Source organism: Butyrivibrio sp. TB (assembly GCF_900110805.1).
GTDB lineage: Bacteria > Bacillota > Clostridia > Lachnospirales > Lachnospiraceae > Butyrivibrio > Butyrivibrio fibrisolvens_C.
This window is the reverse complement of the sequence record NZ_FOER01000010.1, coordinates 16,428-40,704: the sequence shown is the minus strand read 5'-3', so window position 1 is coordinate 40,704 and position 24,277 is coordinate 16,428. Positions and strand designations below refer to the sequence as shown.

General features: G+C 38.1%; 22 protein-coding genes. 21 read left to right on the top strand and 1 reads right to left on the bottom strand.

Features of this window, described 5'->3' with window-relative positions; genetic code table 11:
- Positions 1–204 precede the first annotated feature (204 nt).
- The 10 genes from BMX21_RS08310 (at position 205) to BMX21_RS08265 (ending at position 6,292) form a co-directional block, all read left to right on the top strand.
- Positions 205–645 carry a hypothetical protein gene (locus BMX21_RS08310; RefSeq protein ID WP_092043268.1) on the top strand — a complete coding sequence of 147 codons (441 nt, stop codon included), beginning with the start codon at positions 205–207 and terminating at the stop codon, positions 643–645.
- Positions 646–786: 141 nt separating this feature from the next.
- Positions 787–1,284: a hypothetical protein gene (locus BMX21_RS08305; RefSeq protein ID WP_092043266.1), complete on the top strand. Its 498-nt coding sequence runs from the start codon at positions 787–789 to the stop codon at positions 1,282–1,284.
- Positions 1,269–1,577, top strand: coding sequence for a hypothetical protein (locus BMX21_RS08300; protein ID WP_092043264.1), 309 nt, complete (start codon positions 1,269–1,271; stop codon positions 1,575–1,577). Before BMX21_RS08305 ends, BMX21_RS08300 begins: the two co-directional genes overlap by 16 nt.
- Before the next feature lie 61 nt (positions 1,578–1,638).
- Positions 1,639–2,178 (top strand): DUF5104 domain-containing protein, encoded by a 540-nt coding sequence (locus BMX21_RS08295; protein ID WP_092043262.1) that lies wholly within the window; start codon positions 1,639–1,641, stop codon positions 2,176–2,178.
- Between the two features lie 31 nt (positions 2,179–2,209).
- Positions 2,210–3,316: a hypothetical protein gene (locus BMX21_RS08290; RefSeq protein ID WP_092043260.1), complete on the top strand. Its 1,107-nt coding sequence runs from the start codon at positions 2,210–2,212 to the stop codon at positions 3,314–3,316.
- A gap of 221 nt (positions 3,317–3,537) precedes the next feature.
- Entirely contained in the window at positions 3,538–3,879 is a 342-nt protein-coding gene (locus BMX21_RS08285) for a hypothetical protein (protein ID WP_092043258.1), read from the top strand.
- Between the two features lie 8 nt (positions 3,880–3,887).
- Entirely contained in the window at positions 3,888–4,202 is a 315-nt protein-coding gene (locus tag BMX21_RS08280) for a hypothetical protein (protein ID WP_092043255.1), read from the top strand.
- Between the two features lie 26 nt (positions 4,203–4,228).
- Positions 4,229–4,600 carry a hypothetical protein gene (locus BMX21_RS08275; RefSeq protein ID WP_092043252.1) on the top strand — a complete coding sequence of 124 codons (372 nt, stop codon included), beginning with the start codon at positions 4,229–4,231 and terminating at the stop codon, positions 4,598–4,600.
- Positions 4,601–4,704: 104 nt separating this feature from the next.
- On the top strand, positions 4,705–5,697 hold the full coding sequence (locus BMX21_RS08270) for a leucine-rich repeat domain-containing protein (protein WP_143057227.1): 993 nt from the start codon (positions 4,705–4,707) through the stop codon (positions 5,695–5,697).
- 1 nt (position 5,698) lies between these two features.
- Positions 5,699–6,292, top strand: coding sequence for a hypothetical protein (locus BMX21_RS08265; RefSeq protein ID WP_092043249.1), 594 nt, complete (start codon positions 5,699–5,701; stop codon positions 6,290–6,292).
- Positions 6,293–6,592: 300 nt separating this feature from the next.
- On the opposite strand, the gene abc-f is transcribed toward BMX21_RS08265, so the two are convergent.
- Positions 6,593–8,611 carry a ribosomal protection-like ABC-F family protein gene (gene abc-f, locus BMX21_RS08260; RefSeq protein WP_092043247.1) on the bottom strand — a complete coding sequence of 673 codons (2,019 nt, stop codon included), beginning with the start codon at positions 8,609–8,611 and terminating at the stop codon, positions 6,593–6,595.
- Between the two features lie 189 nt (positions 8,612–8,800).
- Here abc-f and BMX21_RS08255 point away from each other — a divergent pair, with 189 nt between their 5' ends.
- The 11 genes from BMX21_RS08255 to recO all read left to right on the top strand — a co-directional run bounded on the left by BMX21_RS08255 (position 8,801) and on the right by recO (position 24,146).
- Positions 8,801–9,448 carry a redox-sensing transcriptional repressor Rex gene (locus tag BMX21_RS08255; protein ID WP_022752971.1) on the top strand — a complete coding sequence of 216 codons (648 nt, stop codon included), beginning with the start codon at positions 8,801–8,803 and terminating at the stop codon, positions 9,446–9,448.
- Positions 9,449–9,710: 262 nt separating this feature from the next.
- Positions 9,711–10,358, top strand: a complete 648-nt coding sequence (locus BMX21_RS08250) for a hypothetical protein (protein WP_092043244.1) — start codon at positions 9,711–9,713, stop codon at positions 10,356–10,358.
- Positions 10,359–10,427: 69 nt separating this feature from the next.
- Positions 10,428–12,038: an NAD(P)H-hydrate dehydratase gene (locus BMX21_RS08245; protein WP_092043241.1), complete on the top strand. Its 1,611-nt coding sequence runs from the start codon at positions 10,428–10,430 to the stop codon at positions 12,036–12,038.
- Between the two features lie 153 nt (positions 12,039–12,191).
- Positions 12,192–13,382, top strand: coding sequence for an alanine racemase (gene alr / locus BMX21_RS08240; protein ID WP_242952898.1), 1,191 nt, complete (start codon positions 12,192–12,194; stop codon positions 13,380–13,382).
- 168 nt (positions 13,383–13,550) lie between these two features.
- Entirely contained in the window at positions 13,551–14,978 is a 1,428-nt protein-coding gene (locus BMX21_RS08235) for a hypothetical protein (protein WP_092043238.1), read from the top strand.
- Positions 14,979–15,124: 146 nt separating this feature from the next.
- Entirely contained in the window at positions 15,125–16,483 is a 1,359-nt protein-coding gene (locus tag BMX21_RS08230) for a hemolysin family protein (RefSeq protein WP_092043235.1), read from the top strand.
- A gap of 59 nt (positions 16,484–16,542) precedes the next feature.
- Positions 16,543–17,283 carry a YebC/PmpR family DNA-binding transcriptional regulator gene (locus BMX21_RS08225; protein ID WP_022752965.1) on the top strand — a complete coding sequence of 247 codons (741 nt, stop codon included), beginning with the start codon at positions 16,543–16,545 and terminating at the stop codon, positions 17,281–17,283.
- A 52-nt stretch (positions 17,284–17,335) separates the two neighbouring features.
- Positions 17,336–19,465 carry a hypothetical protein gene (locus tag BMX21_RS08220; protein WP_092043232.1) on the top strand — a complete coding sequence of 710 codons (2,130 nt, stop codon included), beginning with the start codon at positions 17,336–17,338 and terminating at the stop codon, positions 19,463–19,465.
- 153 nt (positions 19,466–19,618) lie between these two features.
- A complete protein-coding gene (locus BMX21_RS08215; RefSeq protein ID WP_027203461.1) occupies positions 19,619–22,537 on the top strand; it encodes an insulinase family protein in 2,919 nt (972 codons plus the stop codon).
- Between the two features lie 18 nt (positions 22,538–22,555).
- Positions 22,556–23,482, top strand: coding sequence for a GTPase Era (era, locus tag BMX21_RS08210; RefSeq protein WP_022755624.1), 927 nt, complete (start codon positions 22,556–22,558; stop codon positions 23,480–23,482).
- Complete coding sequence (gene recO, locus BMX21_RS08205) at positions 23,463–24,146, top strand: DNA repair protein RecO (protein WP_242952897.1); 684 nt, start codon at positions 23,463–23,465, stop codon at positions 24,144–24,146. The genes era and recO overlap by 20 nt, the downstream gene beginning before the upstream one ends.
- Positions 24,147–24,277 lie beyond the last annotated feature (131 nt).

Sequence of the window (24,277 nt, the reverse complement as noted above, 5' to 3'; positions counted from 1 at the left end):
ACTAATTAAAGCTGCAGTAACATCAGTGTATGATCCATTATGGGTTTTCAAAAACTTTAATACAAGAAGTTTTTGGTCTATTATAGATGATTATGGCAGAGCGGCTTTTGGTTTAAATGGGGGTGCGAATATGATTGCTAATTTCTTAGATTCATATTTAACAAATGAAGCTCAAAGTTGTGGTAATTAGGAGACGTGATAATTATGTATTATGCTATTTTTTGTAAGATATATTATTTTTTTATCATATTGTATATTGTTGGCATATTTGCTTCTATATATTTTCTATTAAATAAGTCGTATTGGGATAAATTTGATTTTTTAAGAGATGATCGATTACTTAGAATACTTTATAAATCAATAATACCAATATTAGTTATAGGATATACATGGTTTGTAGCTATTCCGATAATTAGAGATAAACCAGTGATTGATTCGGGAGAGTATTGTGTTCAAGAAGGCATAGTATCTCAGGCAGTTACAGATGGAGGATTGTTAGGTTTATTTAAAACTATAATTGTTACTATTGATAAAACTGATTATGAATTTAGCGTGGCGTATGCAGAGGAAGGGATAACTAAAGGAGATATTGTGAATATTACGTATTTACCGCATTCAAAATATGCAGTGATAGAAAAGCCATAAATATTATTAAGATGATGATTTGTGTTTAGTTGTTTAAAATATCAATCCTATTTTGATTACTACTAATTAATTTATTGAACCTTGTACTATTAACGGTATTTTCGTATAAATTCCAGTGATAGGTTTACTTGAAAGGAAATTATGAATATAACAACAAACTTAGTAAAAAAATGCATAGGAAAAATGCTAGCCGATCATGGATTTGAATTTATAAGAATGCGAGACGGAGATTGGGAGTTTGATAAGTGCAGTGATCAAGCTTATCAGAAAGTATTTATTTGTAAACATAGATACGATAATAAGTTGTACTTTGAACTTCAATCCTATAGTCGAAAGGGTGGTGGCTGTTTTAGGGTAGAGGATCTGAATATGGGTTTTACAGACGATGAATGGCATTATTCATCTCAAGAAGATATTGAAAGAATCTTGACTCAAATGAATGAAATAATAGAGCAATATGGTATACCTGCAATGGATTTGGTCATAGAGAAGTGTAAGGATAATTATATTTATACAGATGCTATGGCTGAGCAGGTATATAACAATCATGCTGAATTAGCCAGAAATTTTATCGAAGAGAATGCGATAACAGGAGATGGGTGCGAAGATTCAGATATTGATAATTGGTTTTTGTTATAGATAAAAAATTTAAAGAATTACAGAAAACAGATAATCTTCAGAATATAGATACAGAATTGATTAAAACTGCATCTTTTATTGGAGAAAAGGTTGTTAAGCATCTTGGGGGTAAATGGGATTTGCATTTTAACCCAAAGTATAAGTATCAGAAATGCTTGATAGATAGATCAAGTTCATATTTATATCCTAACATTGATATTCTCAAAGATCTTGAAGATGCTTTTAACGAATACCAGACATTTAATTTAGAAAGAATGCGGGAATACTATAAAGAGATGTTCTCACAAAGATGATAGATTGGTGCAAAAGAGTTTATATCGAGGTTATATTTGGTCAATAGTAGGAGGATGATCAATGCATAGGATAATTAAATGCGTTATGGTTTTCTTTATATCAGTTACTTTTCTTACTGGATGTGGACATCATTCATTTTGGGATAGTGATCAAAAGGTATCTGATGATATTTTAGAAAAAATCATAGAGGGGATTAATAACAAAGATGAAGATGCCATAAAAGAGTTATTTTCTGAATATGCAATAGAAAATTCAGAAAGCTTTGATGCGGATGTACAATCTATGTTTGATTTTATAGATGGCAACATAGTTTCTTACGAGGAATCAAGCCCTGCTGGCTCGTTTGAGTCATCAGATAGGAATTATAAGATTAAAAAGATAAGTTCATACTATTATGTAAGTACAGCAACAGATAAATACTTTTTTCAGATAGATAATTATTCGAAAAATACCCTAGAACCAGAAAAACAAGGGGTAAAGAGTTTGATTATTGTAAAAGCTGAAGACAGGTTAAAAGTATATGATGGTAATGAAAAAATACTATTTGATGGCGAAGAGGAAATAGACAGATACGGAGTATATATTCCGGATATTTATTAATGACTAGCTATCACAAGGAGTGTGGATCTTAATGAAAAAAGTGTTTAAGTTTTTAGTGGTTATCATAGGAGTTGTTGTTATATTTCGTCTTTTGTCAGGGATAAATAAAACAGAATTAGATATTACTGAATACGACAAAATATTAACCAGTAATGATGCGAATTATGTCCGTCTAGCAAGAATACTTAGAGTAAATGACACATATGCCATTATAGGTCATTTTAAAGATGAAGATAGTCAAACATCTATAGTTTTGACAGATGATCCGAAAAGCGTTGATTTTTCTAGTACTGATAATATGGGAATACTTGCAGGTGACCATATTGAATACGAGTATATGGCCTTTGATGGAGAGCGTGTAGCTTACCTAGAGTATACATTAGGCGGATCAGATCTTTGTAGTTGGCATTTATATGATATATCTTCTCGAGCAGATGTGATAGTAGATACGACTTCCGGTGATGTCATTGATGATAAGCAAAATCCCAGAGTGTTTTTTTACAGGGATAATTTGATATATGAAAAAATAGATAAAACCAATATGAAAACAGATATCTGTTCATATGATATTGATAGCAAACAAATCAAAGTTCTTTATACATTTAGCTCTGATAAAGATTATATTTCGTATGGAATGGATGTGGTAGATCAGTACCTGATCGCGTCTGTAAATGATAATGGATTGTCTTTGCTGAAGTATGACCTGGAATCGGATGAAGAAGACGTTTATAAAGTAGAAGATTATATAGATACAATTTATTCTGTAGCTTATGCCAAAGACAGGTCTGAAATTCTCTATTATGGTAAAAAGAACAAACATGAGGAAGTATCAGCATTAGATAGCAATGGAAAGGTGAGTAGGGTCTATCGACTGTCTTATAGTGACATGGTTAATAATGAAGATATTGTATATAGCGATGGAAAGGTCTATTTGAAGCTGGTTGAATGGAAAGATCCTATTTCGTCATGGAATTATACATTAACTGTTGTTGATTTGGATTCGAAAAAAGAAATACTTATGAACAGGGTTGGAGATATGACGCTGACAGATGGAGGTATGTATCTGAGTTATTATCCAGAGAATACACGACAGACTATTGATGTTTATTATGTATCTAAGGAAGATGTTTTTAAGTGAATATGCTTGGATTCCGGATGAAAATGCTTATATTTTGATAAATGAATTTACCGAGGTTATATGTGGTCAATAGTAATAATAGGAGTAATAGATCTGTGCTTTCTTGGGGTGATTGCTTGCGCTGAGAACATTGATTCATACATAAATACGTGCTATCCGAAAGCGATAAGAATAATAAGTTTTGTCATACCTAAGAGGTGTTGTTCGATTAAGGAATAAATATGAAACTTGAGCATTTTACAGAAGAAGAAATGAGACTAATTGCATATTACTGCGGCGATGAGGCCAAAGTATTAACTGAAGTTGAAAATCATTGCTATGTTTTTGATCTTAAAGGTAAATATTTATACAATGAATGTTTTGAGAAGGCAAACAGTGATTATTTTGCAAATAAAAGATACAATATGGTACGACCTATAAAAATATTTGAGTTTGCAAAATATTACGTTATGAAATGTGAAGAATACGACATTCTCTGGTTTAAAGGAAGATTAGATGCTAATGGAAATTATGAGTTTGATACCAATTCTGATGAATTAGTATATCTATTGGAGTCGTTTTGAAGTGCGTTATGTTGAATGGAGAACATTTGAATAATTGGATTAGGAACATCGATTCGATAATAAGCTCGATATTAACAGAATTAAATATTGATTCAACAGAAAAACATATATGCGATAAGAAAATAGAATATGTGCTTATGAAAGGGGAAATGGCAATTTCCATTTCATATACTTTGGATAAGGCGTATGACTTTATGGTCGTTGATGCTAATAGCGAAAAGATTGTTTATAGTAATACAGAATTTGGAGTTGAACCTCTTGAGCTAAGCGGGCTGATCAATAGAGATATGATTAAAATCAGAAATGAAAAGCCATATAAATAAAGTGTATCCATGGCAGGAGAATAGTAATGTATATAAAAAATATAGAATGGCTGGACCAAAATGAAAAAGAAGCTATTACTGTTGTTTCAGATACTAAATATGAAATTACATGTTTTGCTGATGTATTACAGCAAGGGATAAATGATGAATTAACAAAGCCTTTAGAGTGTGTGATTGTTCAAAATATTATTCGAAGTGATGAAGAAGATAAAGCTGAAAAAACAGATTCTTCTTTTGGTTATCATTTGTGTGGAAGGCTGCTTGATAGAAAGTCGGGTTTAATGGTAGTTGGCCAGATAAAGATACATATTCAACCCGAACTTATACCAGGTGATATTGATGATGACGAGCAAATCGAATTTGATTGTTGCAGAATAGATATTTGGGAGGCGATATGAAAAAAAGATGTTGTTTGATATTAGTTACTTAAGTTTATTGAACTGGTACTATTAACTTTGTTGTTGATCTTTATAACAATGGAAATAGAGAGAATTAAAGGAATATGGAAAAAGTAAAGATGAAGAAGAGGGATGATCAGGGGAGATGTTTAAAGCCTTTAAGAGTTGCTCTTTGGATAATAGATATCATATTAGCCTATGCCATTATTATTGGTATTTTGCTTCCGGTTAGTATTTGGATGATGACTGGCTATAAGTATTATATTACACCTCTTCCTTTTGGAAATATAAGGGTTACAGAATATACAGGGAATGATCAAAACATCATAGTTCCTTCGCATTTAATGTTTTTTAATGCTTCTGATTTTAATGCCAGAGTTTTTCAGAATAATGGAAATATAACGTCAGTATATATATCTGAAGATATACGAGTAATACCATCATTTGATGGCTGTGCTAATTTGGAACAGCTTACCTTTTCTGAAAATAGTATTTGCAAATCTGTTGATGGTTTTTCGAGGTGTATAAACTTGAATAATGTAGTGCTGCCTGAATCAGTTGAACGTATTGAAGTTGATGCGTTTTCGGGGTGTGTTTCGCTGGAGAATATTTATATACCAGATTCTGTTTCCTACATTGGCTGGGCTGCTTTTGAATCAACATTGTTTGAATACTACCATAGAACAGATGAATACTATGTTGTGGGCGATAATATTCTTTTGTTTTATAACGGTGAAACTAGCTCTATAGCTATTCCCGAAGGAGTAAAGAGCGTATGTGAAGGCTCTTTGTATGATCGTCATGATAAACAATCATGTTCCAGATCTATTTATTATCCTTCAACAATAGTTAGGATAGATCCTATTATAGATTCGAAAACAACAGTATATTGTCCAGTTATGAGTGAAATTGAAATCGACGATTATAATGTTAATGATATTCAAGGAACTATTGTTGTTCCGGAAGGTTCCTTCCTTGAATCATTCTGCCAAGAAAATAATATTAAATTTAGAGTAATGACATATGAAGAAAAAACAATATGTGAAGAAAAGACCAATTCTGTAACCGATAAAGTCGTATATGCAAATGAGGAATGATATGGAAATAAATATAAAAGATATTATTTTCAAATTAAAAAAATATTTTTGTAAAGTGGTAGAGAAGAGAGAGGTTGCGATTCTTCTTGTAGAAATAGGTATTATAATTTCTTACGCACTATTATGTAATATTACGCATTACTATCAAGAAAAGAACGCCTCATTCTTTGGATTTGATAGTAAAGATTATTATACTGCTGAAGGCATTAAAATCTGGGATGAATACGGGTGTTCTATTTTTTTTGAAGATAAGCAGGAGGAAGTACAGGAGAATCTTGAGAGCATAATAAGTGATTCAAAGATTATTGAGAACATACAGACAGATACAAAGATATTATTAGTTTTCAATAGGTATAGTAAAGTCGAAATAGAAAGTGCTATTAATGCAATTGTTTATGGTTGTAAAAATAGCAAACATAGTTCAGGTAAATATAATTCTATAAAGGAAGTACCAGAACCTCTTTTAAGAAGTACATACTATGAAATTATAAGTCATACTTATGATTCAGAATTATATAAGGGGGTAAAAGCATACTTCGATCGATATATTAGTAACCTTGAACAGGATGCATTAAATCCAGATTTTATGGAATGAAATCCAAATATAATTATTTTAGAGATTGTCGGTTATGCTGTTAACCATATTACTACTTACCGACAGACAAAAGAACTAAAGACTGTGATCTTACAAGAAATAGATGATGCTAAGATCATAGATGAATACTCTGAAACAGGTAATCAGTGATTTATGAAAAAGATAATAATTTTAGTTTTAGCAGTTATAATCGTTGCTTGCCAGAACTGACAATAGAGGAGAAGTAAATTATAAAAGCAAGGGTATATCTTCTGAATAGGAGATTAGGCCCTTGCTTTTTTTCCTAAAGTATAGCCAGCGTCATTCTGACAACATAGCCCACTTGTCATACAACACTTCAAGCTTTGCAGTGATATCTTCCTGCTCATCTGTACGCTTACGAAGCTCTGCAAGGTCGGTAGCAATCTCTGGCCTTGACATCTCTTCGTTAAGAACTTCATTGCGCTCTTCAAGCTTTGCAATCTCTTCTTCACAAGCCTTCAGCTCTTTTTCCTTCTTCTTCTGCATAGCAGCTGCGGCCTTCTGTGCCTTCCAGTCAGCCTTACCATCAGAAGCATCAGCGCTATCACCTGCATACTGGAAGCTGTTAGCCTTAATTGATGAACTAGAAGCGCTGTTATTGCTGCTTGTAGAAGCCGCACCACCAAGCAGCACGCCACTGGCAGCAGCGGTAGCAGTAGCAGACTGATTACCTGCAAGGATCTGAGCCATACGCTCATCATGGTGCTCGAGATAATAGTCGTAGTTACCAAGATAGTTAACAAGCACGCCGTTTGTAAGATCTAGGATCCTGGTAGCAGTCTTGTTGATGAAGTATCTGTCGTGGCTTACGTACAGGACAGTTCCCTCATAGCCGTTAAGAGCACTTTCAAGAACTTCCTTACTTGTGATATCAAGGTGGTTTGTAGGCTCATCGAGAAGCAGAAGGTTTGCTTCAGAGAGCATAAGCTTTGCAAGTGACATACGACCCTTTTCACCACCGGAGAGGTCGCCGACACGTTTAAATACGTCTTCGCCAGTAAAGAGGAAGGCAGCAAGCGTATTTCTTATCTCTGTATTATTGAGAGTCGGGTACTCATCTGAAATTTCTTCAAAAAGAGTCTTTTCATCATGAAGCACGTGGTGTTCCTGATCGTAGTAACCAGGGTGAACTTTGACGCCAAGGGTTATCTTGCCTGCATCAGGTGGCAGAAGACCATTGATGATCTTAAGCATTGTGGTCTTACCGGTTCCGTTATCGCCGATTATCGCAACGCGCTCGCCTCTTTTTATTTCGAATGATATATTCTCAAAAAGGTGGGCATTGTCAAAAGACTTTGAGATGCCCTCAACGTTAAGTACGTCATTACCTGATACGCAGGATGGTGTGAGCTTTATCTTCATCTCATCATCAACTTCTGTAGGCTTTTCGATACGCTCGATTTTCTCAAGCATCTTTTCTCTGCTCTCGGCACGCTTTATGGATTTCTCACGGTTGAAGCTCTTGAGCTTATCGATTACTTCCTGCTGGTGCTTGATCTCCTGCTGCTGATTGATGTAGGCGTGCCATGCTATAGCGCGGCGCTTTTCTTTTTCTGTAGCATAGAAAGAGTAGTTGCCGTTGTAGATGCTGGACCTTGTCTGGTCGATCTCGACAATCTTGTCTGCAATCTTATCAAGGAAATAACGGTCGTGGGATACGATCAGTACGGCGCCCTTGTAGTTGAGAAGATAGGTCTCAAGCCACTGTATGGAATTCATATCAAGGTGGTTAGTGGGCTCGTCCAGGATGATAAGGTCAGGCTTTTGGAGAAGGAGCTTACCAAGGGCAACTCTTGTCTTCTGGCCTCCGGAGAGGGTACTGATGGACTTTCCGAACTCTTCATCTGTAAAGCCAAGACCTCTGGCTACTCCGGCGACTTCGCTCTGCCAGGCGTATCCGTCGATAAGCTGGAAGTGGTGAGTCATTGCGGTGTAGTCATTCATGAGCTTTGTAAGATCGTCTCCTGTAAGGACCTTCATCTGTTCTTCAGCTTCGCGGATCTTCTCTTCAAGTTCTATTGTATCTTTTTTGACAAGCTTAAGTTCATCATAGATCGTATTGCCTGAATCTATGTTCTGGTTCTGCGCCAGGTATCCAAAACTTGTATCCTTGGCAAAAACAACTTCGCCTTCGTCAGGTGACAGCTGACCTGTTATTATCTTTAAAAGTGTAGTCTTGCCGGCTCCGTTGATACCGACGATGGCTGCTTTTTCATTTGCTTCTATGTGAAAAGAAACACCTTTTAAGATGTCTTTACCGTCGAAAGATTTACATATATTGTGACATGAAAGTAACATGATATACCTCGCATCATTTGTGCTTTGAAATGCAGGCTCAGTCTTGAAATGGCTGGCCTTGTATTTTATTCATAACAGCAATATATTACACTGATTAGGACATAATTTCAATTGACTAAAGTTTAACGATTCGCTACAATTATAGAGTGATACAAAATTAACAATAATAACAGATCAGGAGGAAGGCGCATGGATAAAGAAATATCCCAGGCAGTAGTCAGCCGCCTGCCCCGTTATTTCAGATATCTTGGTGAGCTTAAGGCTAGCGGAGTAGAGAGGATTTCATCTCAGGAACTTTCTGATATAATGAAGGTTACAGCCTCACAGATAAGGCAGGATTTCAACAATTTCGGTGGATTTGGACAACAGGGATATGGCTATAATGTAGAGTATCTGTATGATGAGATCAGTAAGATACTTGGCATTGACAAGAAGCACCAGCTCATCATTATAGGAACGGGTAATCTTGGTACAGCTCTGGCGGGTTATACCAATTTTTCAACAAGAGGATTTGTTTTCAAGGGTGCATTTGACCGTGACCCGGCTCTTCAAGGCAAGATGATAGGCGATGTTGAGATACGTCCGATAGAAGAGATTGAGGATTTTATCAAGAAGAACAATATCGATATCGCAGTTCTCACAATCCCCAAGGATCAGGCAGTTCCAATGGCCGACAGACTTATTAAGGCAGGCATCAAGGCAATATGGAATTTTGCTCATGTGGATCTTGATGTTCCGGAGAATGTTCAGGTTGAGAATGTTCATCTTTCAGACAGCCTTATGAAGCTGTCATACAACATTAACCGTTATGAAAGATTCCATGGCGGTAAGAAGTGATTTTTGGCAATATATAAATCGATAGTGATTGGCAGGCTGTGCTGGGACTTAGGTGATTCCGGCGGCCTGTCATTTATATTGATGATATATAGTATAATAAGTATAGGGGCTTTAAAAGCGGTTCTATTACAATATTTTAAGTCCATGATCTTAAATATATATGAATGCAGGTGTGTTCTAATTTAATTCGGGGGATTATCCGAAATACTAAATGCAGGTTTTCGTTGTTTGAGATATAGTCGTGCCTAAGAGGAAGGATGCTATGTCCAGAGAAGAAGATGTCTATATGCCGGCTCTACTTGGCAAGAATATACCAATTGTAACAACTGATGAGAAGTGGAAGCTGCTCTTTGGTGAAGAGGGTGTTAGTGATGAACTGCAGGCTCTTGCCGATGAGCTTAATAAGCTTGTGGATGAGCAGGCCAGGTTCAAGCAAAAGATCAAGGATATAAAGCGTCTTAAGAAGACACTGCTTGATGAAGTGATAGGCATATCTGACAGGCTTAATAAGGGCGATAAGTCTGCAGGTAAGGAGCTTGATGACAGGAAGAGACTTATAGGGGATTGTAATGCTCAGATTGAAGAGCTGGAAGATCGGCTTTTAGGACTTCCCAGAGAGATATATCAGCTCAATTATAAGGTTATGGTGGCATCCATGTCTGTATGCTACGAAAGACTTCATCGCAATACAGATGAGATCAACGAGATCGATGAGTGGCTATCCAATACGAGAAAAGAGCTCAAGAAACAGGTCATTAGACTTCAGGAAGGTGAGATGGAGAATTTCAACCTGTATTCATATATGCATGATATCTTCGGACCTGAAGTTATAGATATATTCGATATGGAATATGATCCCGAGAGAAATCACAGGATCAGAACTCCGGGGTCAGGATCCATACAGACGTAATGTACTGGCTTATTCGTAATTGGTCAATAATTAGTACTGACTCATTCATAATAAGCAAAAAGGGGACATATGCAGTATTTAGTAACAGCCAAAGAAATGAAAACATGCGATCGTAATACTTCAGAGCACTTTGGGGTTCCATCCATTGTACTTATGGAAAGAGCTGCTCTGGCTGTTGCTGCCAGAATCGGTGAGTGGAAGAGAGCTATGCACACTTCCAGAGCTTTTAATGTTCTGATCGTTGCAGGACACGGCGGCAATGGCGGTGACGGGATAGCTATCGGAAGGATTTTGTATCAGCATGGCTACAGAGTGCAGATAGCTCTTGTTGATGACAAGGACTCTAATCCTGATACTGTATCCCAGAAGAAATGCGCAGAGGCGTATAATATCCCAATGGACACTTTTTCCAATGTACGAGCCACCAAATCACAAATGGAATGGGATATCATAGTAGATGCTGTCCTTGGAATCGGATGTACCAAAGATGTAGAAGGCGAATATGCCGAAGCAATAATGTATATCAATGAATGTAAGAAGCTCAAGGATGAATCTACTCTTGTAGTCGCTGTTGATATTCCATCCGGCATAGATACTGATACAGGAAGTGTTCATCTTCTTGCTGTTAAGGCGGATCTTACTGTTACATTTAATTTTGCCAAGATGGGGCAGCTGCTGTACCCAGGTACTGAGTACTGCGGGCAGTTATTTGTAGAAGATGTCGGTATTACAGTGGACGGTTTTCTTGGGAATCTTCCTGAATATTTTTTCTTTGATGAGGGTCCCGAAGATCTTCTTCCAAGGAGAGTTGGCTATGGTAATAAGGGAACATTCGGCAAGGTTTTAGTCATTGCCGGAAGCGATAAGGTTACGGGCGCATGCCTTCTGTGTTCCAAGTCAGCATTCCATACAGGTGCTGGTATGGTCAAAGTATTTACGACACTAGCTAATGTAGAAGCTATTAAAAGCAGTATTCCTGAGGCAATGTTTGATTCATATGCCAATATTGAGACTGACAGCAATATAGACAAGATCAGAGATATACTTATTGAAAATATGAAGTGGGCGTCCGCTATAGTTATAGGCCCAGGGATTGGAACAGGAATGGTTGCCAAGGCCATCCTTAGCATCGTACTAGAACATTATGACAAGTTCCTTGTTGCGGATGCAGATGCCATTACTCTGATAGCACAAGATAGCCATATAAGCGAGCTTGCAAGATCCTATTCTGACTCTAAAGACAAGCAGCTTGTTATAACTCCTCATGTTGCTGAGTTTGCAAGGCTTTACAATGCTGCATTTGGCGATGAGCGTCCTGAGCCTGTTACGGTCTATGATATTAAGGAAAATATGTTAAAGTGGCCTTTGGCACTTTCGGAGTATTATAACTGTGTAGTAATATGTAAGGATGCAAGGTCTGTCGTGGCGGGAGCCGGTAAAAGGCAGATGTATGTTAATATATCAGGTAACAGTGGCATGGCAACTGCAGGATCAGGCGATGTGCTTGCAGGGATAATCGGAGCTTTGAGCTCAAGAAAGCTTGGAGCCTTCCAGACTGCCTGCATTGGAACCTTCATACACGGTCTTGCCGGCAATCGTGCGGCTTCCAGAGTGGGAGAGTATTATATGACAGCAAGTGATATAATAAAGGAACTTGCAAATGTTCTTCCGGAAAAATAATAATAGAATTAAGAAATTGCTTTTTGAATCATAGAAAATATTTTTGATCGTAGAAACTGTCTTTGGATTATAGGAGCTGTTTTCTTGGATCATCAAAAGATATGGTCATTGGGCAATCTCTGAATTCATTAAGATAGAAAGCGTATTTATAAAATGAACTCACATGAAATAGTTAGCAGACAGAATCTTTCTAAGGAGATGGCATTAAAATACCCGAGGGTATGTGCTGCAGTTGATCTTGATGCAATTCTTTCAAATATGCATTCAATGCATGACAATTTAAGGCCTGAAACCAAGATGATCGCAGTTATCAAAACTGATGGTTACGGTTTTGGAGCAGTACCAATTGCAAAATTACTTGAATCAGAGGACTATATTTGGGGATACGCCTGTGCAACCTGTGAAGAGGCGATGGAGCTTAGGGACAATGGGATCAGAAAACCTATACTTATTCTGGGATACACATTCCCTTTCTCTTACGATACCCTTATTGAAAATGATATAAGACCGGCAGTGTTCAGATATGATCAGCTTGAGCAGCTTGAAGAAAGAGCTGCAAAGAGGTCTGAGACTTGCAAAGTTAAGGTTCATATTGCTGTTGATACATCTATGGCCAGAATAGGTGTTCGTCCTAATGATGACGGTGCTCTCTTTGTTAAGAAAGCGCTCTCCATGAAGCACATCGAAGTTGAGGGAATCTTCACTCATTTTGCCAGAGCTGATGAGAAAGACCTTACAGATGCTATAGAGAAAAAAGATATATTCGCAGCTTTTATAGAAAGAGTAGAAAAAGAAAACGGCGTTAGGATTCCTCTACATCACTGTGCGAATTCTGCCAGCATCATAAGTATCCCGCAGGCTCAGATGGATATGGTAAGGGCCGGAGTTACAATGTATGGAATGAAGCCTTCTGAGGATGTTCCTACAGACAAAGTGAAGATCACGCCTGCACTTGGACTGTATAGCCACATCGCTTATATTAAGGATGTACCTGCGGGTGTTGCTGTTAGCTATGGCGGAACCTATGTTACAGATAAGCCTACAAGGATTGCTACTATCCCTGTTGGATACGGCGACGGATATCCAAGAAGCCTTTCTAATAAAGGCTATGTCCTTATCCACGGTCATAGAGCACCTATCCTTGGACGTGTATGCATGGATCAGTTCATGGTTGATATAAGTAGAATCCCTGAAGCTTTGGAAAATGATGAAGTCACTATTATAGGATGGAGCGGCGATCAGCATATATCAATTGAAGAACTTGGAAACTTGAGCGGACGTTTTAATTACGAACTTGCCTGCGATCTTAATCCAAGAATCCCAAGGTTGTATATTAAGGGATAGGCGTACATGGAAATACATCCCTGTATTTCCGGACATGTACTAGATACATCCTGTATCTGGTACATGGAAATACATCCATGTATTTCCAAGCATGTACTGGATACATCCTGTATCCGTACATGGAAATACATCCTTGTATTTCATAATAATTTTTGAGGTTACCTACTTATGCTTTTTACCAGTGTACTTGTTACTATTTTCATGACTATACTAAAAGCATACGCATGGCTGCTTAAACAGATGTTTAGGCTTATTTGGAATGTTTATAAACTGTTTTTTTGTCTATTCCCGGCTGCCGGTATCGTACTGGCAGCTCTTGTTGTATTTGAATGCGCAGGTTATTTTACCGGCAATGATTATATAGGACAGGCCAAAGAGTATGTAGAAAGCTATGTTCATGCCTGTGATATAGAGTACCTTCAGGATGAAAAACTGGTGGCTAAGGCTGACAGCTCGTATGGCGTATCCGGAGACATTGCCAATAGTATAGCAGATAACCTTTCAGGAGAGATTTCCAATAATATAGCAAATGGTCTACAGCAAAATATAGAAAATGGCGTAAATGATATATCCGAGAAAGTAACTCAGACACTCCTTGAAGCAGTTACTTCCTGGTGGGAAGGAATACTGGAAAAAAGTGAGCAGAAAGCTTACAGCATCATAGCCTGGGCAATAACTATACTAATAGGAATACCTATTTTCCTCGGACTATTACTATTATCGGCAGCAGCAAGCGGCGTTAACTTTTTGGGAATAGCGATAATAGTAGACCTTGCTATCTATATATTCAGAAGCGTCTTCGGAATGACTACTCCATTCAGACAATTTAGAAGAAGATACTGTTTTCTTTTTCATACCAAACCCTTTTATGATCCTAAATACGAAGACTCCTATCAGGACTGGCTAAAACGCCATCACGACGAATTCGAAAATGACACCTTCGGAACAGACAAAGCAGAATATGATGAGGCATATGACGAAGAAGATTACGACAGAATGGGATATGCGGATTACGAAGGTAAACGTTTATCAAGAAAAGAAATAAGAAGGCTTGAGAAAATAAAAAAACGTCAGCAAAATTATGATGACTACTATGAAGACTATTATGACAGATTAGAAGACTTGGAAGAAAAGGACGAAGAGGACGACAGATTCCGCAGAGGAAGATGGAATAAAAGATATAGTAGCGGACGTTATGATGACTATTATGATGATGACGATGACGATAACTATGATGATAACTATGATGATTATGATCAGGATATGGATGAGGATCGTTACGAACGTATAGATGACGATGACCGTTACAATAGATATAGTAGTTATAAATCTGAAAGTAGCTATGATCATCAAAAGCAGAAACAAAATCAGTCATACTATCAGAAATCTGATAGCAGAAGTTCGTCTGATCCAAAAAGACCTTCCGGAAACTATTCAACCTTCGACTTCTTTGCAGGCTGTAAATCCCGCGACGGCATAGTCAAGAAATACCATTCCCTCGCTAAACTCTACCACCCGGACAACTTCGAAGGCGACTCTTCAGCAATAACCGAAATAAACCGCCAATATAAAGAGGCTATGGGCAAATACAAATAAAGGCGATAATGCGACAAGGCGGCAAAGCCTCGACCTTGACTAGTAAGTATCACAATGTTATAGTTTAAGTTGACGTTTTGTGTGCAGAGGCACGCAAACTGTTATGTATCAAACAATTTTTTTGACCAAAAAGGAGATGAATTTATATGGATGATGGCGGACCCTCTGCCTATTATTTTATCGGACTGCTCGTATTACTCGTGCTGGACGTGATCGTGTACGGTTTTGGCGCAGCTCTGCATAATCTAAAAGCAGAAGACCTCTTTAGCAAGTCTGAAGAGGAAGGTGAAGAACCATCCGAAGACCAAAACGAAAAGATTCGCAGCAAAAGTGGCATCTTTTTGTCGGAACTTATGAATAATCCGACAGAATATGTTAATACTGTACAGCTTTTTGTTTTTATACTGAATATCATAATCGGACGCTTCTATGTAGAACGTTTCGGGATCATTGTTGGAGGATTTATCTTTTCACTCAATGAGCTCGTAGCATCTGTTTTAGGCCAGGTAGTAGTAGCATTTCTGCTTTTGTATGTATTTCTTTCAATCGGAGTGCTGCTTCCCAAGAAGCTTGCCAGAAGACAACCTAAAGTCTGGGCCATGATTCTAAGCCCGTTTATCAAGATACTTATGGCGGTTTTGAGGCCATTTACAAGTCTTATCGAAGTAACTGTGCATGGAATCATGTATCTGTGCGGTATCAGAGATTTTGATGATGATACAGATGTTACAGAAGAAGAGATAATGTCGATGGTTTCCGAAGGTCAGGAGCAGGGAGTGCTTCAGGATTCTGAAGCCGACATGATAACCAATATATTCGAATTTTCTGACAAGGAAGTTAGGGATATCATGACCCATCGTAATGATATATGCGGAATCGAAGGAACTATGAGTCTTGAAGATGCGATTTCATTCATGCTTCAGGGCAATAATTCAAGATTTCCTGTATTCCTTGATAATATCGATCATATAATCGGTATAGTTCATATAAGAGATGCGGTTCAGAAGGACTCTGAATCCGGCAATGAGAAAAAGGAAATAAGGCAGATCAAGGGACTTATGCGTCAGCCTATGTATGTGCCTGAGACAAGGAATATAGAGTCATTGTTCCACAGTATGCAGTCTACAAAGACTCAGATAGCGATAGTTATTGATGAGTATGGCCAGACAGCAGGTCTTGTTTCTATGGAAGATATCCTTGAAGAGATCGTCGGCAATATCATGGATGAATATGACGAAGATGAGAGTTTTATCACACCTTCCGGCAAACCCGGAGAGTTTGTGGCTCTTGGAAGGACTCCTATTGAGACAGTTGAGAAGCGCTTCGGAATAGATCTTCATGAGGATGAGTTTGAAACTCTGAATGGTCTTCTGATTTCGAAGATGGACAGGATACCTGAAGAGGATGAGAAATACGATGTTACGATAGATGGTTACAACTTCAGTATCTTGGAAGTTCAGAATCATATGATCACCAGTGTTGGTGTCAAAAAAATTATTGTTTAAATCACGAGGCTGAAAGCTTCGTAATTATATTTATTTTAGGAAAAGGAAAGGTTATAAAGATGTCAGGACATTCAAAATTTGCAAACATCAAGCATAAGAAAGAGAAGAACGACGCTGCTAAGGGTAAGATCTTCACAGTTATCGGACGTGAGATTGCAGTTGCTGTTAAGGAAGGCGGTCCGGATCCGTCTAACAACTTCAAACTTGCTACAGTAATCGCAAAGGCTAAGGCCAACAACGTTCCTAACGATACAATCGAAAGAGGTATCAAGAAGGCTTCCGGTGAGAACGGAGGCGTTGATTATAAGGCGTTCACTTATGAAGGATATGGTCCTGGCGGAACAGCTATCATAGTTGAGACTCTTACAGATAATACAAACCGTACAGCTGCTAATGTAAAGAGTGCATTCACAAAGGGTAAGGGTTCTATGGGAACACCTGGTTGCGTATCTTTCATGTTCGATAAGAAGGGTCAGATCATCATTGATAAGGAAGAGTGCGCAATGTCAGCTGATGACCTTATGATGGCAGTACTTGATGCCGGCGCTGATGATTTCAAGGAAGAAGAGGATTCTTATGAGATCCTTACAGCTCCTGATGCATTCCAGGCTGTAGTTGAAGCTCTTAACAATGCTAAGGTTGAGACTGTTTCTGCAGAGGTTACTATGATTCCTCAGAACTATGTTCAGGTTACAGATGAGGAGAACGTTAAGTGCCTTAGAAGAATTCTTGACATGCTTGATGAAGATGATGATGTACAGAACGTATATCACAACTGGGATGAGCCAGACGAGGACTGATTACTTTAATAAGGGTTTAGGGACTTAAAATTCAAAAAATGGGGGATCGGAAATGATACTGAAGAAGGATGTATCTTCGTATGTTATCTGGGCTTTATTTGCTACATTTAATGTATTACTGATTGCTGTATTTGGGTTATATTCCGGTCTCTTTCCTACTTCGGATACAACTGAAACGATGCTTTTTACCGGGCTGTTCACAGCCCTGGTGACAGGCACGTGTCTTGTTGTATCCTTTTTAATTGACAGACTTTCGGTTTACTTTATGCAGGGGAAAAAATTAAATTCTAATCTTATTTACTTGATATTATTTGCACTTGTCCTTATTGGAGGGATAGTTCTTAGAAGCGTTATTCTCTATAACGATGGAGTTTACATAAAGACAGGCATAATGCTGTTTGAAACGGCTTCTGTTACAAAAGGAGGGATCATCACAGCTGATTCTATCTGGAAGCTTTTTTATCTGGTCATCATGAGAACGGTGCTGTATTTCACAGGAGATATCGTGATAGCAGCCATAGTATATCAGATAGTTGTAAGGATGATCTTTTTTATCCTTATAGGTGTGTCAGTGAGGATAATGACCGGACGGGTTGCGTCTATAATTGTCCTGTCTCTTCTTATGTTCCTTCCGCCATTTATCACGGTTCATATACTTGATGCAGCTTCTTTCTTTGAGATTTTCGTTGCTCTTGAGCTTATCTTTTTGGCAATATATTTTAAAAACATGACAAGAGCAAAGAAAAGTCAGTCTGCAATCAGGTTTTTACTATATTTTTTACTTGGAATCGGACTTGGTGCATTATTCTATATAGATGCCGGAACCATCCTGTTCTGGAGCCCTATGCTGCTTCTTCTTTTTGTATTTAAGAAGATAAAAGAGGTGCTTAAGAGCTTTGCATGTATTATCCCCGGAGCTGTTTGTGGCTTTATGCTGACTTTGATAGTGTGGGACGGATATGATGTTATAGGACCTGCACTTTACAGATGGTCTTCCAAGTATTTTGCAGATGTTCTTTCGATAGAGAGTTTTGAAGTTATTGGCGAATCGAGCTCGTCGGTTTATGCAGCTTTGTATCTTATACTTGCTATAATCATGCTTTGTTCGTCATTTGCTTTTCTTTTCCATAAAAAGACTACACGTCTTGCGCCTGTTATGCTTCCGGCACTATTGGTATGCATTGTATCTCCTGTGATGGGGGAGACTGGCGTTAATACACTCAGAATGATGACACTTATGTGCATTATAGTGATCGGAGGAGGACTTGCCTGCATGTTTACTTCGTATGATACTTCTGATTTTGAACTGTTGTTTGGTAATGATGATTTTGATGATGCATCTGAAAATAAAGAAGATGTGGTTGTGTTCGAGCCTTTAGATGAAGGCGCGGATGATTCACTCAAAGCTGAGGGCGACGAAGAGAAATCTGAAGATCAGCAAACTGAAGAAAAATCTGAAGTTGAGAAGTCCACAGAAAGATCTGAAGATAAGCAGACTGTAGGCAAATCTGAAGACGAGCAGGCTAAAGAGAAATCGGAAATCAAACAGACTGAAGAAAAATCCGAAGATGAGCAGTCCATAGAAAGATCTGAAGATAAGCAGACTGTAGGCAAATCTGAAGACGAGCAGGCTAAAGAGAAATCGGAAATCAAACAGACTGCAGAAGAATCCGAAGATGAGCAGTCTATAGAAAAAACTGAAGAAGAACATACTATAGATGATACTGAAAAAGATACTTCGAATAAAAATGCAGGAGAACCTGAGGATAACCAGAAAAAAGAAAATATAGTAAAAGGGCAGAAACTTGAAGATATTCAGTCAGACGATCGCAATTCGCTTAAGGCACTTGAAAATGGCGCTGATTTATTAGACAATACTACAGATATTAAAGTAGCAGATGCTAACAAGCCAGATGACCTGGATTTATCACTGAAAGGTACTTTGGATCCTTCATTTGATGATGAGAAGATCACACGTTTTGTTCCGGAAGGAATGGTGGTTCCTATGGATACAGAAGAAGATGAGCTTCCAAGGCTTGGAAAACAGGAGCTTCTTGAAAGGCGACGCACTATGTCCAAGATGCACAATCCTTCAGGCAAACTGAAAGTTGGACGTAAAGTCATCACTAACAGAGAATTTGATGTTGAAGTCTCTGCAGGAGATGATTTTGATCTTTTCTGATCGAGCGTATATTGGTTTATATGTTTTTGATCTGATTATATTTTGGAAATAACTTAAGCGCCACATGATCAATGATAATGATTAGTTAATATAGTCTTTTCCTTTGGGAGGAGATAATGATATGAGAACAAAAAGAAGGGAATTATAGTATTTATGACAGTTAATGAATTGACTGCTTACGAGGTCTTAGAGCATAGAAGAATAGATGACCTTGGAACAGATAGTTATATCTTAAAGCATAAAAAGACAGGGGCTCGTGTAGTTCTTTTACCAAATGATGATGAAAACAAGGTTTTCTATATAGGTTTCCGTACACCTCCGACAGATTCTACAGGTGTTGCGCATATCATTGAGCATACAGTTTTGTGCGGATCAAGGGATTTTCCTGTTAAGGATCCTTTTATCGAACTTGCCAAGGGTTCACTTAATACATTCCTTAATGCAATGACATATCCGGATAAGACTGTATATCCTGTAGCAAGTTGCAATGATGCTGACTTCCAGAATCTTATGCATGTATATCTTGATGCTGTTTTTTATCCCAATATTTATAAAACAGATAAGATATTCAAGCAGGAAGGTTGGCACTATGAGATGGAAAGCGCTGATGATGATCTTAAAATCAACGGCGTTGTATATAACGAGATGAAGGGCGCTTATTCATCACCGGATGATATTCTTGATAAGGGTATCATGAACTCTCTTTATCCTGACAATACTTATAATATTGAGTCAGGCGGTGATCCGGACGTTATTCCTTCTTTGACATATGAGCAGTATCTTGATTTTCACAGAAGATATTATCATCCGTCCAACAGCTATATCTATCTGTATGGAAATATGGATATGGTATCGAAGCTTACTTATATAGACGAGAATTATCTGTCACATTTTGATCATCTTGATATTGATTCAAGTATCAAGATGCAGAAGCCTTTTGAGAAGCAGTCTGTTGTTCACAAGGACTATTCCATTCTTAAGACAGATGATCTTAAAGATAATACATATCTGACTATGAACTGGTCTGTCGGAACAAGCCTTGACAGAAAGCTCTATGTGGCATTTGATGTTCTTGATTATTGTCTTGTTTCTGCACCCGGCGCTGTTCTTAAAAAGGCTCTTATTGATAAGGGTATTGGTAAAGATGTTTACAGCGAATATGAAAATGGTGTACTTCAGCCATTTTTCTCTGTAATTGCCAAGAATGCAAATGCTGATCAGGCAGATCTTTTCAAACAGACAATCATTGAGTGCCTTGAAAAGACAGTTAAGGAAGGCCTTGATAAGAAGGCTCTTGAAGCTGCCATCAACGTAGATGAGTTTAAGTACAGAGAAGCGGACTTTGGAAGATTCCCTAAGGGACTTTTATATGGACTTCAGGTCCTTGACAGCTGGCTCTATGACGACATGAAGCCTTTTATTCATATCGAAGCAGGAGATACCTATAAGGCACTTAGAGATGAGATAGAAGGCGATTACTTCGAAAAACTTATACAGGAATATCTTCTTGATAATACGCATTCGAGTATGTTTATCATGGATCCTGTAAAGGGCCTTAATGAAGAAAAAGAAGCTGCAAAATCTGCAGAGCTTCAAAAGTATAAGGAAAGCCTTACTAAGGAAGATATAGACAGAATCGTTCGCGAAACTGCCGAGCTTAAGGAATATCAGGAAGCTCCTGACTTGGAAGAGAATCTCAAGAAGATTCCTATGCTTACAAGAAAGGATCTTAGAAGAAACGTAGAGCCTTTCATCTATGAGGAAAAGAAGGTTGGGGATAATATACTCTTATTCCATGATATTTTTACAAATGGTATAGATTATCTTAACTTCGTATTTCGAATGGAAGATGTTCCTTATGAACTGTTTAAATATTCAGGAATCCTTAAGTCTGTACTTGGACTTGTAGATACCAAGAATTATTCTTATGGAGATCTTTATAATGAGATCAACATGAAAACAGGCGGATTTACAGCAAGTATCGGTACTTACTCTGACAGACGTGATCTGTCAAAATTCGCTACAACTTTTGAGATTGCAGTCAAGGTCCTTCCTTCAAATATAGATCATGCATTTGATCTTGCAACTGAGATCATAAGGACTTCAAAAATCGATGATATGAAGCGTATGAAGGAGATCCTTGATGAGAAGATGTCACATATGGAAGTAGATCTTCAGACGGCAGGACATCGTGCTGCTGCTCTTCATGCTGCAGCGGGATTCTCTAAGGCAGGCAATGTTTCTGAGAATCTGTCCGGTATAACAGGATATCGCCTTGTTCAAAAGTATGCTAAGCATTATGATGAGGCTGCTCACAAAGAGCTTGTTGAAAAGCTTTCTGAGCTTATGAAGACTCTTTTCCGTAAAGAGAATCTTCTTGTAAGCTTTACTACAGATAAGAAGAACTACGGTCAGATAGAAGCGAAGGTGGCTGAATTTGCTGATAACCTTTATACTCAGGATTGTCAGAAGGGCCGACTTGAATTTGTACCTGTAAAGAGTAATGATGCGTTCAAGACTCCGGGGCAGGTTCAGTATACTGCGCTTGCGGGCAACTTTAGAAAGAACGGACTTGAGTATACAGGAGCGCTTCGTGTCCTTCAGGTTATGATGGGATATGACTTTTTGTGGAACAATATCCGTGTAAAAGGCGGAGCATACGGCGTTATGGGCGGAGCTTCTCCCAATGGAGACTCATATTTTGTAACTTATAGAGATCCTCATCTTAAGAGAAGTCTTGATGTGTTCCGTCAGGTTTCTGATTTTGTAAGGAATTATGAAGCAGATGAGCGTACACTTACAGGATTTGTTATAGGTGCGATAGGAGAGCTTGATACACCTAAGACACCTAGCGCAAAAGGCTCTTACGGCCTTATGGCTTACATGTGCCATGTAGATATTGATAAGCTTCAGGAGCATCGTGACCAGATACTTGATGTAACTGTAGAGGATATCAGGAAGCTTGCAGATTATGTAGATGCTTTTGAAGAAGATAACAGTATCTGCGTAGTTGGTACAAGTGAAAAGATTAATCAGCACAGAGATCTTTTTGACAAAGTCGAAGAACTCTGATAACAGGAAAGTGTGTTTATGGATAGTAATAGTTTTAAAACAGGATTTATAGCACTGGTTGGGCGTCCTAATGTGGGTAAGTCCACTCTTATGAACAATATGATAGGCCAGAAGATAGCCATCACCTCCAATAAGCCCCAGACTACCAGAGGACGTATTCAAACAGTATATACGGATGATCGCTGTCAGATGATCTTCGTTGATACGCCGGGTATACATGAGACCAAGAATAAGCTTGGATCTTATATGCTTCACATAGCTCAGAAGACCCTGGAAGATGCTGATATGATCCTGTGGCTTGTAGAGCCGACAGATTTCATAGGACAAGGTGAAAAATATATCATTAAGCAGCTCAAAAGATGCAAACAGCCTGTAGTTCTTGTTATCAATAAGATTGATACAGTCAAAAAAGACCAGTTGCCAAAGTTCATAGATGCTTACAAAAGTGAGCTGAACTTTTCTGATATAGTTCCTGTTTCAGCTAGGAAAAAAGAGAATCTCGATACCCTTATGGATGTTATATGCAAATATCTTCCATATGGTCCTGCTCTTTATGATGAGGATACTGTAACAGAGGAACCTGAGCGTGATATTGCAGCTGAGATAATCCGTGAAAAGGCTCTTAGACTCCTTCAGGATGAAGTTCCACATGGAATCGCCGTTACTATTGAGAGAATGAGAGAAAGAGAAGGCTATCTGTCTGATGATGGCCTGCCGCTTCTGGATATAGACGCTACCATTATCTGTGAAAGGGATTCTCATAAAGGAATAGTCATAGGTAAGGGCGGTGCTATGCTCAAAAAGATTGGAAGCCAGGCCAGAGTTGATATTGAAGATATGACTCAGTGCAAGGTTAATTTGAAACTGTGGGTTAAAGTTCGTAAGAACTGGAGAGATGACAGTTCGCAGATGAAGCATTTTGGCTATGATGAAAGAGACATTTGATCAGGACAACAGACTTACTGTAAACGGCATTGTCATAAAGCACAGGCCTGTTGGTGAATATGATTTTACTGTTACGATCATTACTATGGAGCGTGGCAAGATCAGTGCTTTTGCAAGAGGCGCAAGAAAGCCGGGAGGCAAGCTTTCCGGCAATGTCGAACCTTTTTGCTATGGAACTTTCACCCTATATGAAGGGAAAAGTTCCTACAGTATAATTGAAACAGATATCATCAATTATTTCGAACCTTTCCGCCGGAATCTGGAAGATACCTGCTATGGAACTTATCTTCTGGAACTGGCGGATTATTATGCGACGGAAAACAGCGATGAGACTGAGCTATTAAAGCTTTTATATCTTTCACTTACTGCTCTTACCAAAGATGCTTTTGATAAGAGGCTTGTCAGATGTATATTTGAACTTCGGGCACTTGTTATTGATGGTCAATATCCGGGATTTCCTGAAAACAGAGGCTATAGCGATGCAGTAAAGCTTGCAATGCAGCATATAAGCGGCTCTGATCTAAAAAGTCTTTTTACATTCAGACTAAGCGATCAGGCACTTAAAGAGCTGATAGATATAACAAGGATGTATCGGGAACATTTTGTTGACAGGCAGCTCAAAAGCCTTGAAATATTAAGCACCGTGGAACGTGAACTTATATGACCATGACTAAACTTTAAAAAAGTTGAAAAAAGGTCATGGCTCTATTATAATCATGTAATGTATGTATTCACATGAATATATTACATAAGTGCGCATTCTGCGCGCATTTTTGGCGCTGTGAATATATAAAA

What these genes read in the sequence shown, in the direction of transcription:
- BMX21_RS08310 (WP_092043268.1), top strand. Translation starts at nt 205, where the DNA reads ATGTATTATGCTATTTTTTGTAAGATATATTATTTTTTTATCATATTG.
- BMX21_RS08305 (WP_092043266.1), top strand. Translation starts at nt 787, where the DNA reads ATGAATATAACAACAAACTTAGTAAAAAAATGCATAGGAAAAATGCTA.
- BMX21_RS08295 (WP_092043262.1), top strand. Translation starts at nt 1,639, where the DNA reads ATGCATAGGATAATTAAATGCGTTATGGTTTTCTTTATATCAGTTACT.
- BMX21_RS08290 (WP_092043260.1), top strand. Translation starts at nt 2,210, where the DNA reads ATGAAAAAAGTGTTTAAGTTTTTAGTGGTTATCATAGGAGTTGTTGTT.
- BMX21_RS08285 (WP_092043258.1), top strand. Translation starts at nt 3,538, where the DNA reads ATGAAACTTGAGCATTTTACAGAAGAAGAAATGAGACTAATTGCATAT.
- BMX21_RS08280 (WP_092043255.1), top strand. Translation starts at nt 3,888, where the DNA reads ATGTTGAATGGAGAACATTTGAATAATTGGATTAGGAACATCGATTCG.
- BMX21_RS08275 (WP_092043252.1), top strand. Translation starts at nt 4,229, where the DNA reads ATGTATATAAAAAATATAGAATGGCTGGACCAAAATGAAAAAGAAGCT.
- BMX21_RS08270 (WP_143057227.1), top strand. Translation starts at nt 4,705, where the DNA reads ATGGAAAAAGTAAAGATGAAGAAGAGGGATGATCAGGGGAGATGTTTA.
- BMX21_RS08265 (WP_092043249.1), top strand. Translation starts at nt 5,699, where the DNA reads ATGGAAATAAATATAAAAGATATTATTTTCAAATTAAAAAAATATTTT.
- abc-f (WP_092043247.1), bottom strand. Translation starts at nt 8,611, where the DNA reads ATGTTACTTTCATGTCACAATATATGTAAATCTTTCGACGGTAAAGAC.
- BMX21_RS08255 (WP_022752971.1), top strand. Translation starts at nt 8,801, where the DNA reads ATGGATAAAGAAATATCCCAGGCAGTAGTCAGCCGCCTGCCCCGTTAT.
- BMX21_RS08250 (WP_092043244.1), top strand. Translation starts at nt 9,711, where the DNA reads ATGTCCAGAGAAGAAGATGTCTATATGCCGGCTCTACTTGGCAAGAAT.
- BMX21_RS08245 (WP_092043241.1), top strand. Translation starts at nt 10,428, where the DNA reads ATGCAGTATTTAGTAACAGCCAAAGAAATGAAAACATGCGATCGTAAT.
- alr (WP_242952898.1), top strand. Translation starts at nt 12,192, where the DNA reads ATGAACTCACATGAAATAGTTAGCAGACAGAATCTTTCTAAGGAGATG.
- BMX21_RS08235 (WP_092043238.1), top strand. Translation starts at nt 13,551, where the DNA reads ATGCTTTTTACCAGTGTACTTGTTACTATTTTCATGACTATACTAAAA.
- BMX21_RS08230 (WP_092043235.1), top strand. Translation starts at nt 15,125, where the DNA reads ATGGATGATGGCGGACCCTCTGCCTATTATTTTATCGGACTGCTCGTA.
- BMX21_RS08225 (WP_022752965.1), top strand. Translation starts at nt 16,543, where the DNA reads ATGTCAGGACATTCAAAATTTGCAAACATCAAGCATAAGAAAGAGAAG.
- BMX21_RS08220 (WP_092043232.1), top strand. Translation starts at nt 17,336, where the DNA reads ATGATACTGAAGAAGGATGTATCTTCGTATGTTATCTGGGCTTTATTT.
- BMX21_RS08215 (WP_027203461.1), top strand. Translation starts at nt 19,619, where the DNA reads ATGACAGTTAATGAATTGACTGCTTACGAGGTCTTAGAGCATAGAAGA.
- era (WP_022755624.1), top strand. Translation starts at nt 22,556, where the DNA reads ATGGATAGTAATAGTTTTAAAACAGGATTTATAGCACTGGTTGGGCGT.
- recO (WP_242952897.1), top strand. Translation starts at nt 23,463, where the DNA reads ATGATGAAAGAGACATTTGATCAGGACAACAGACTTACTGTAAACGGC.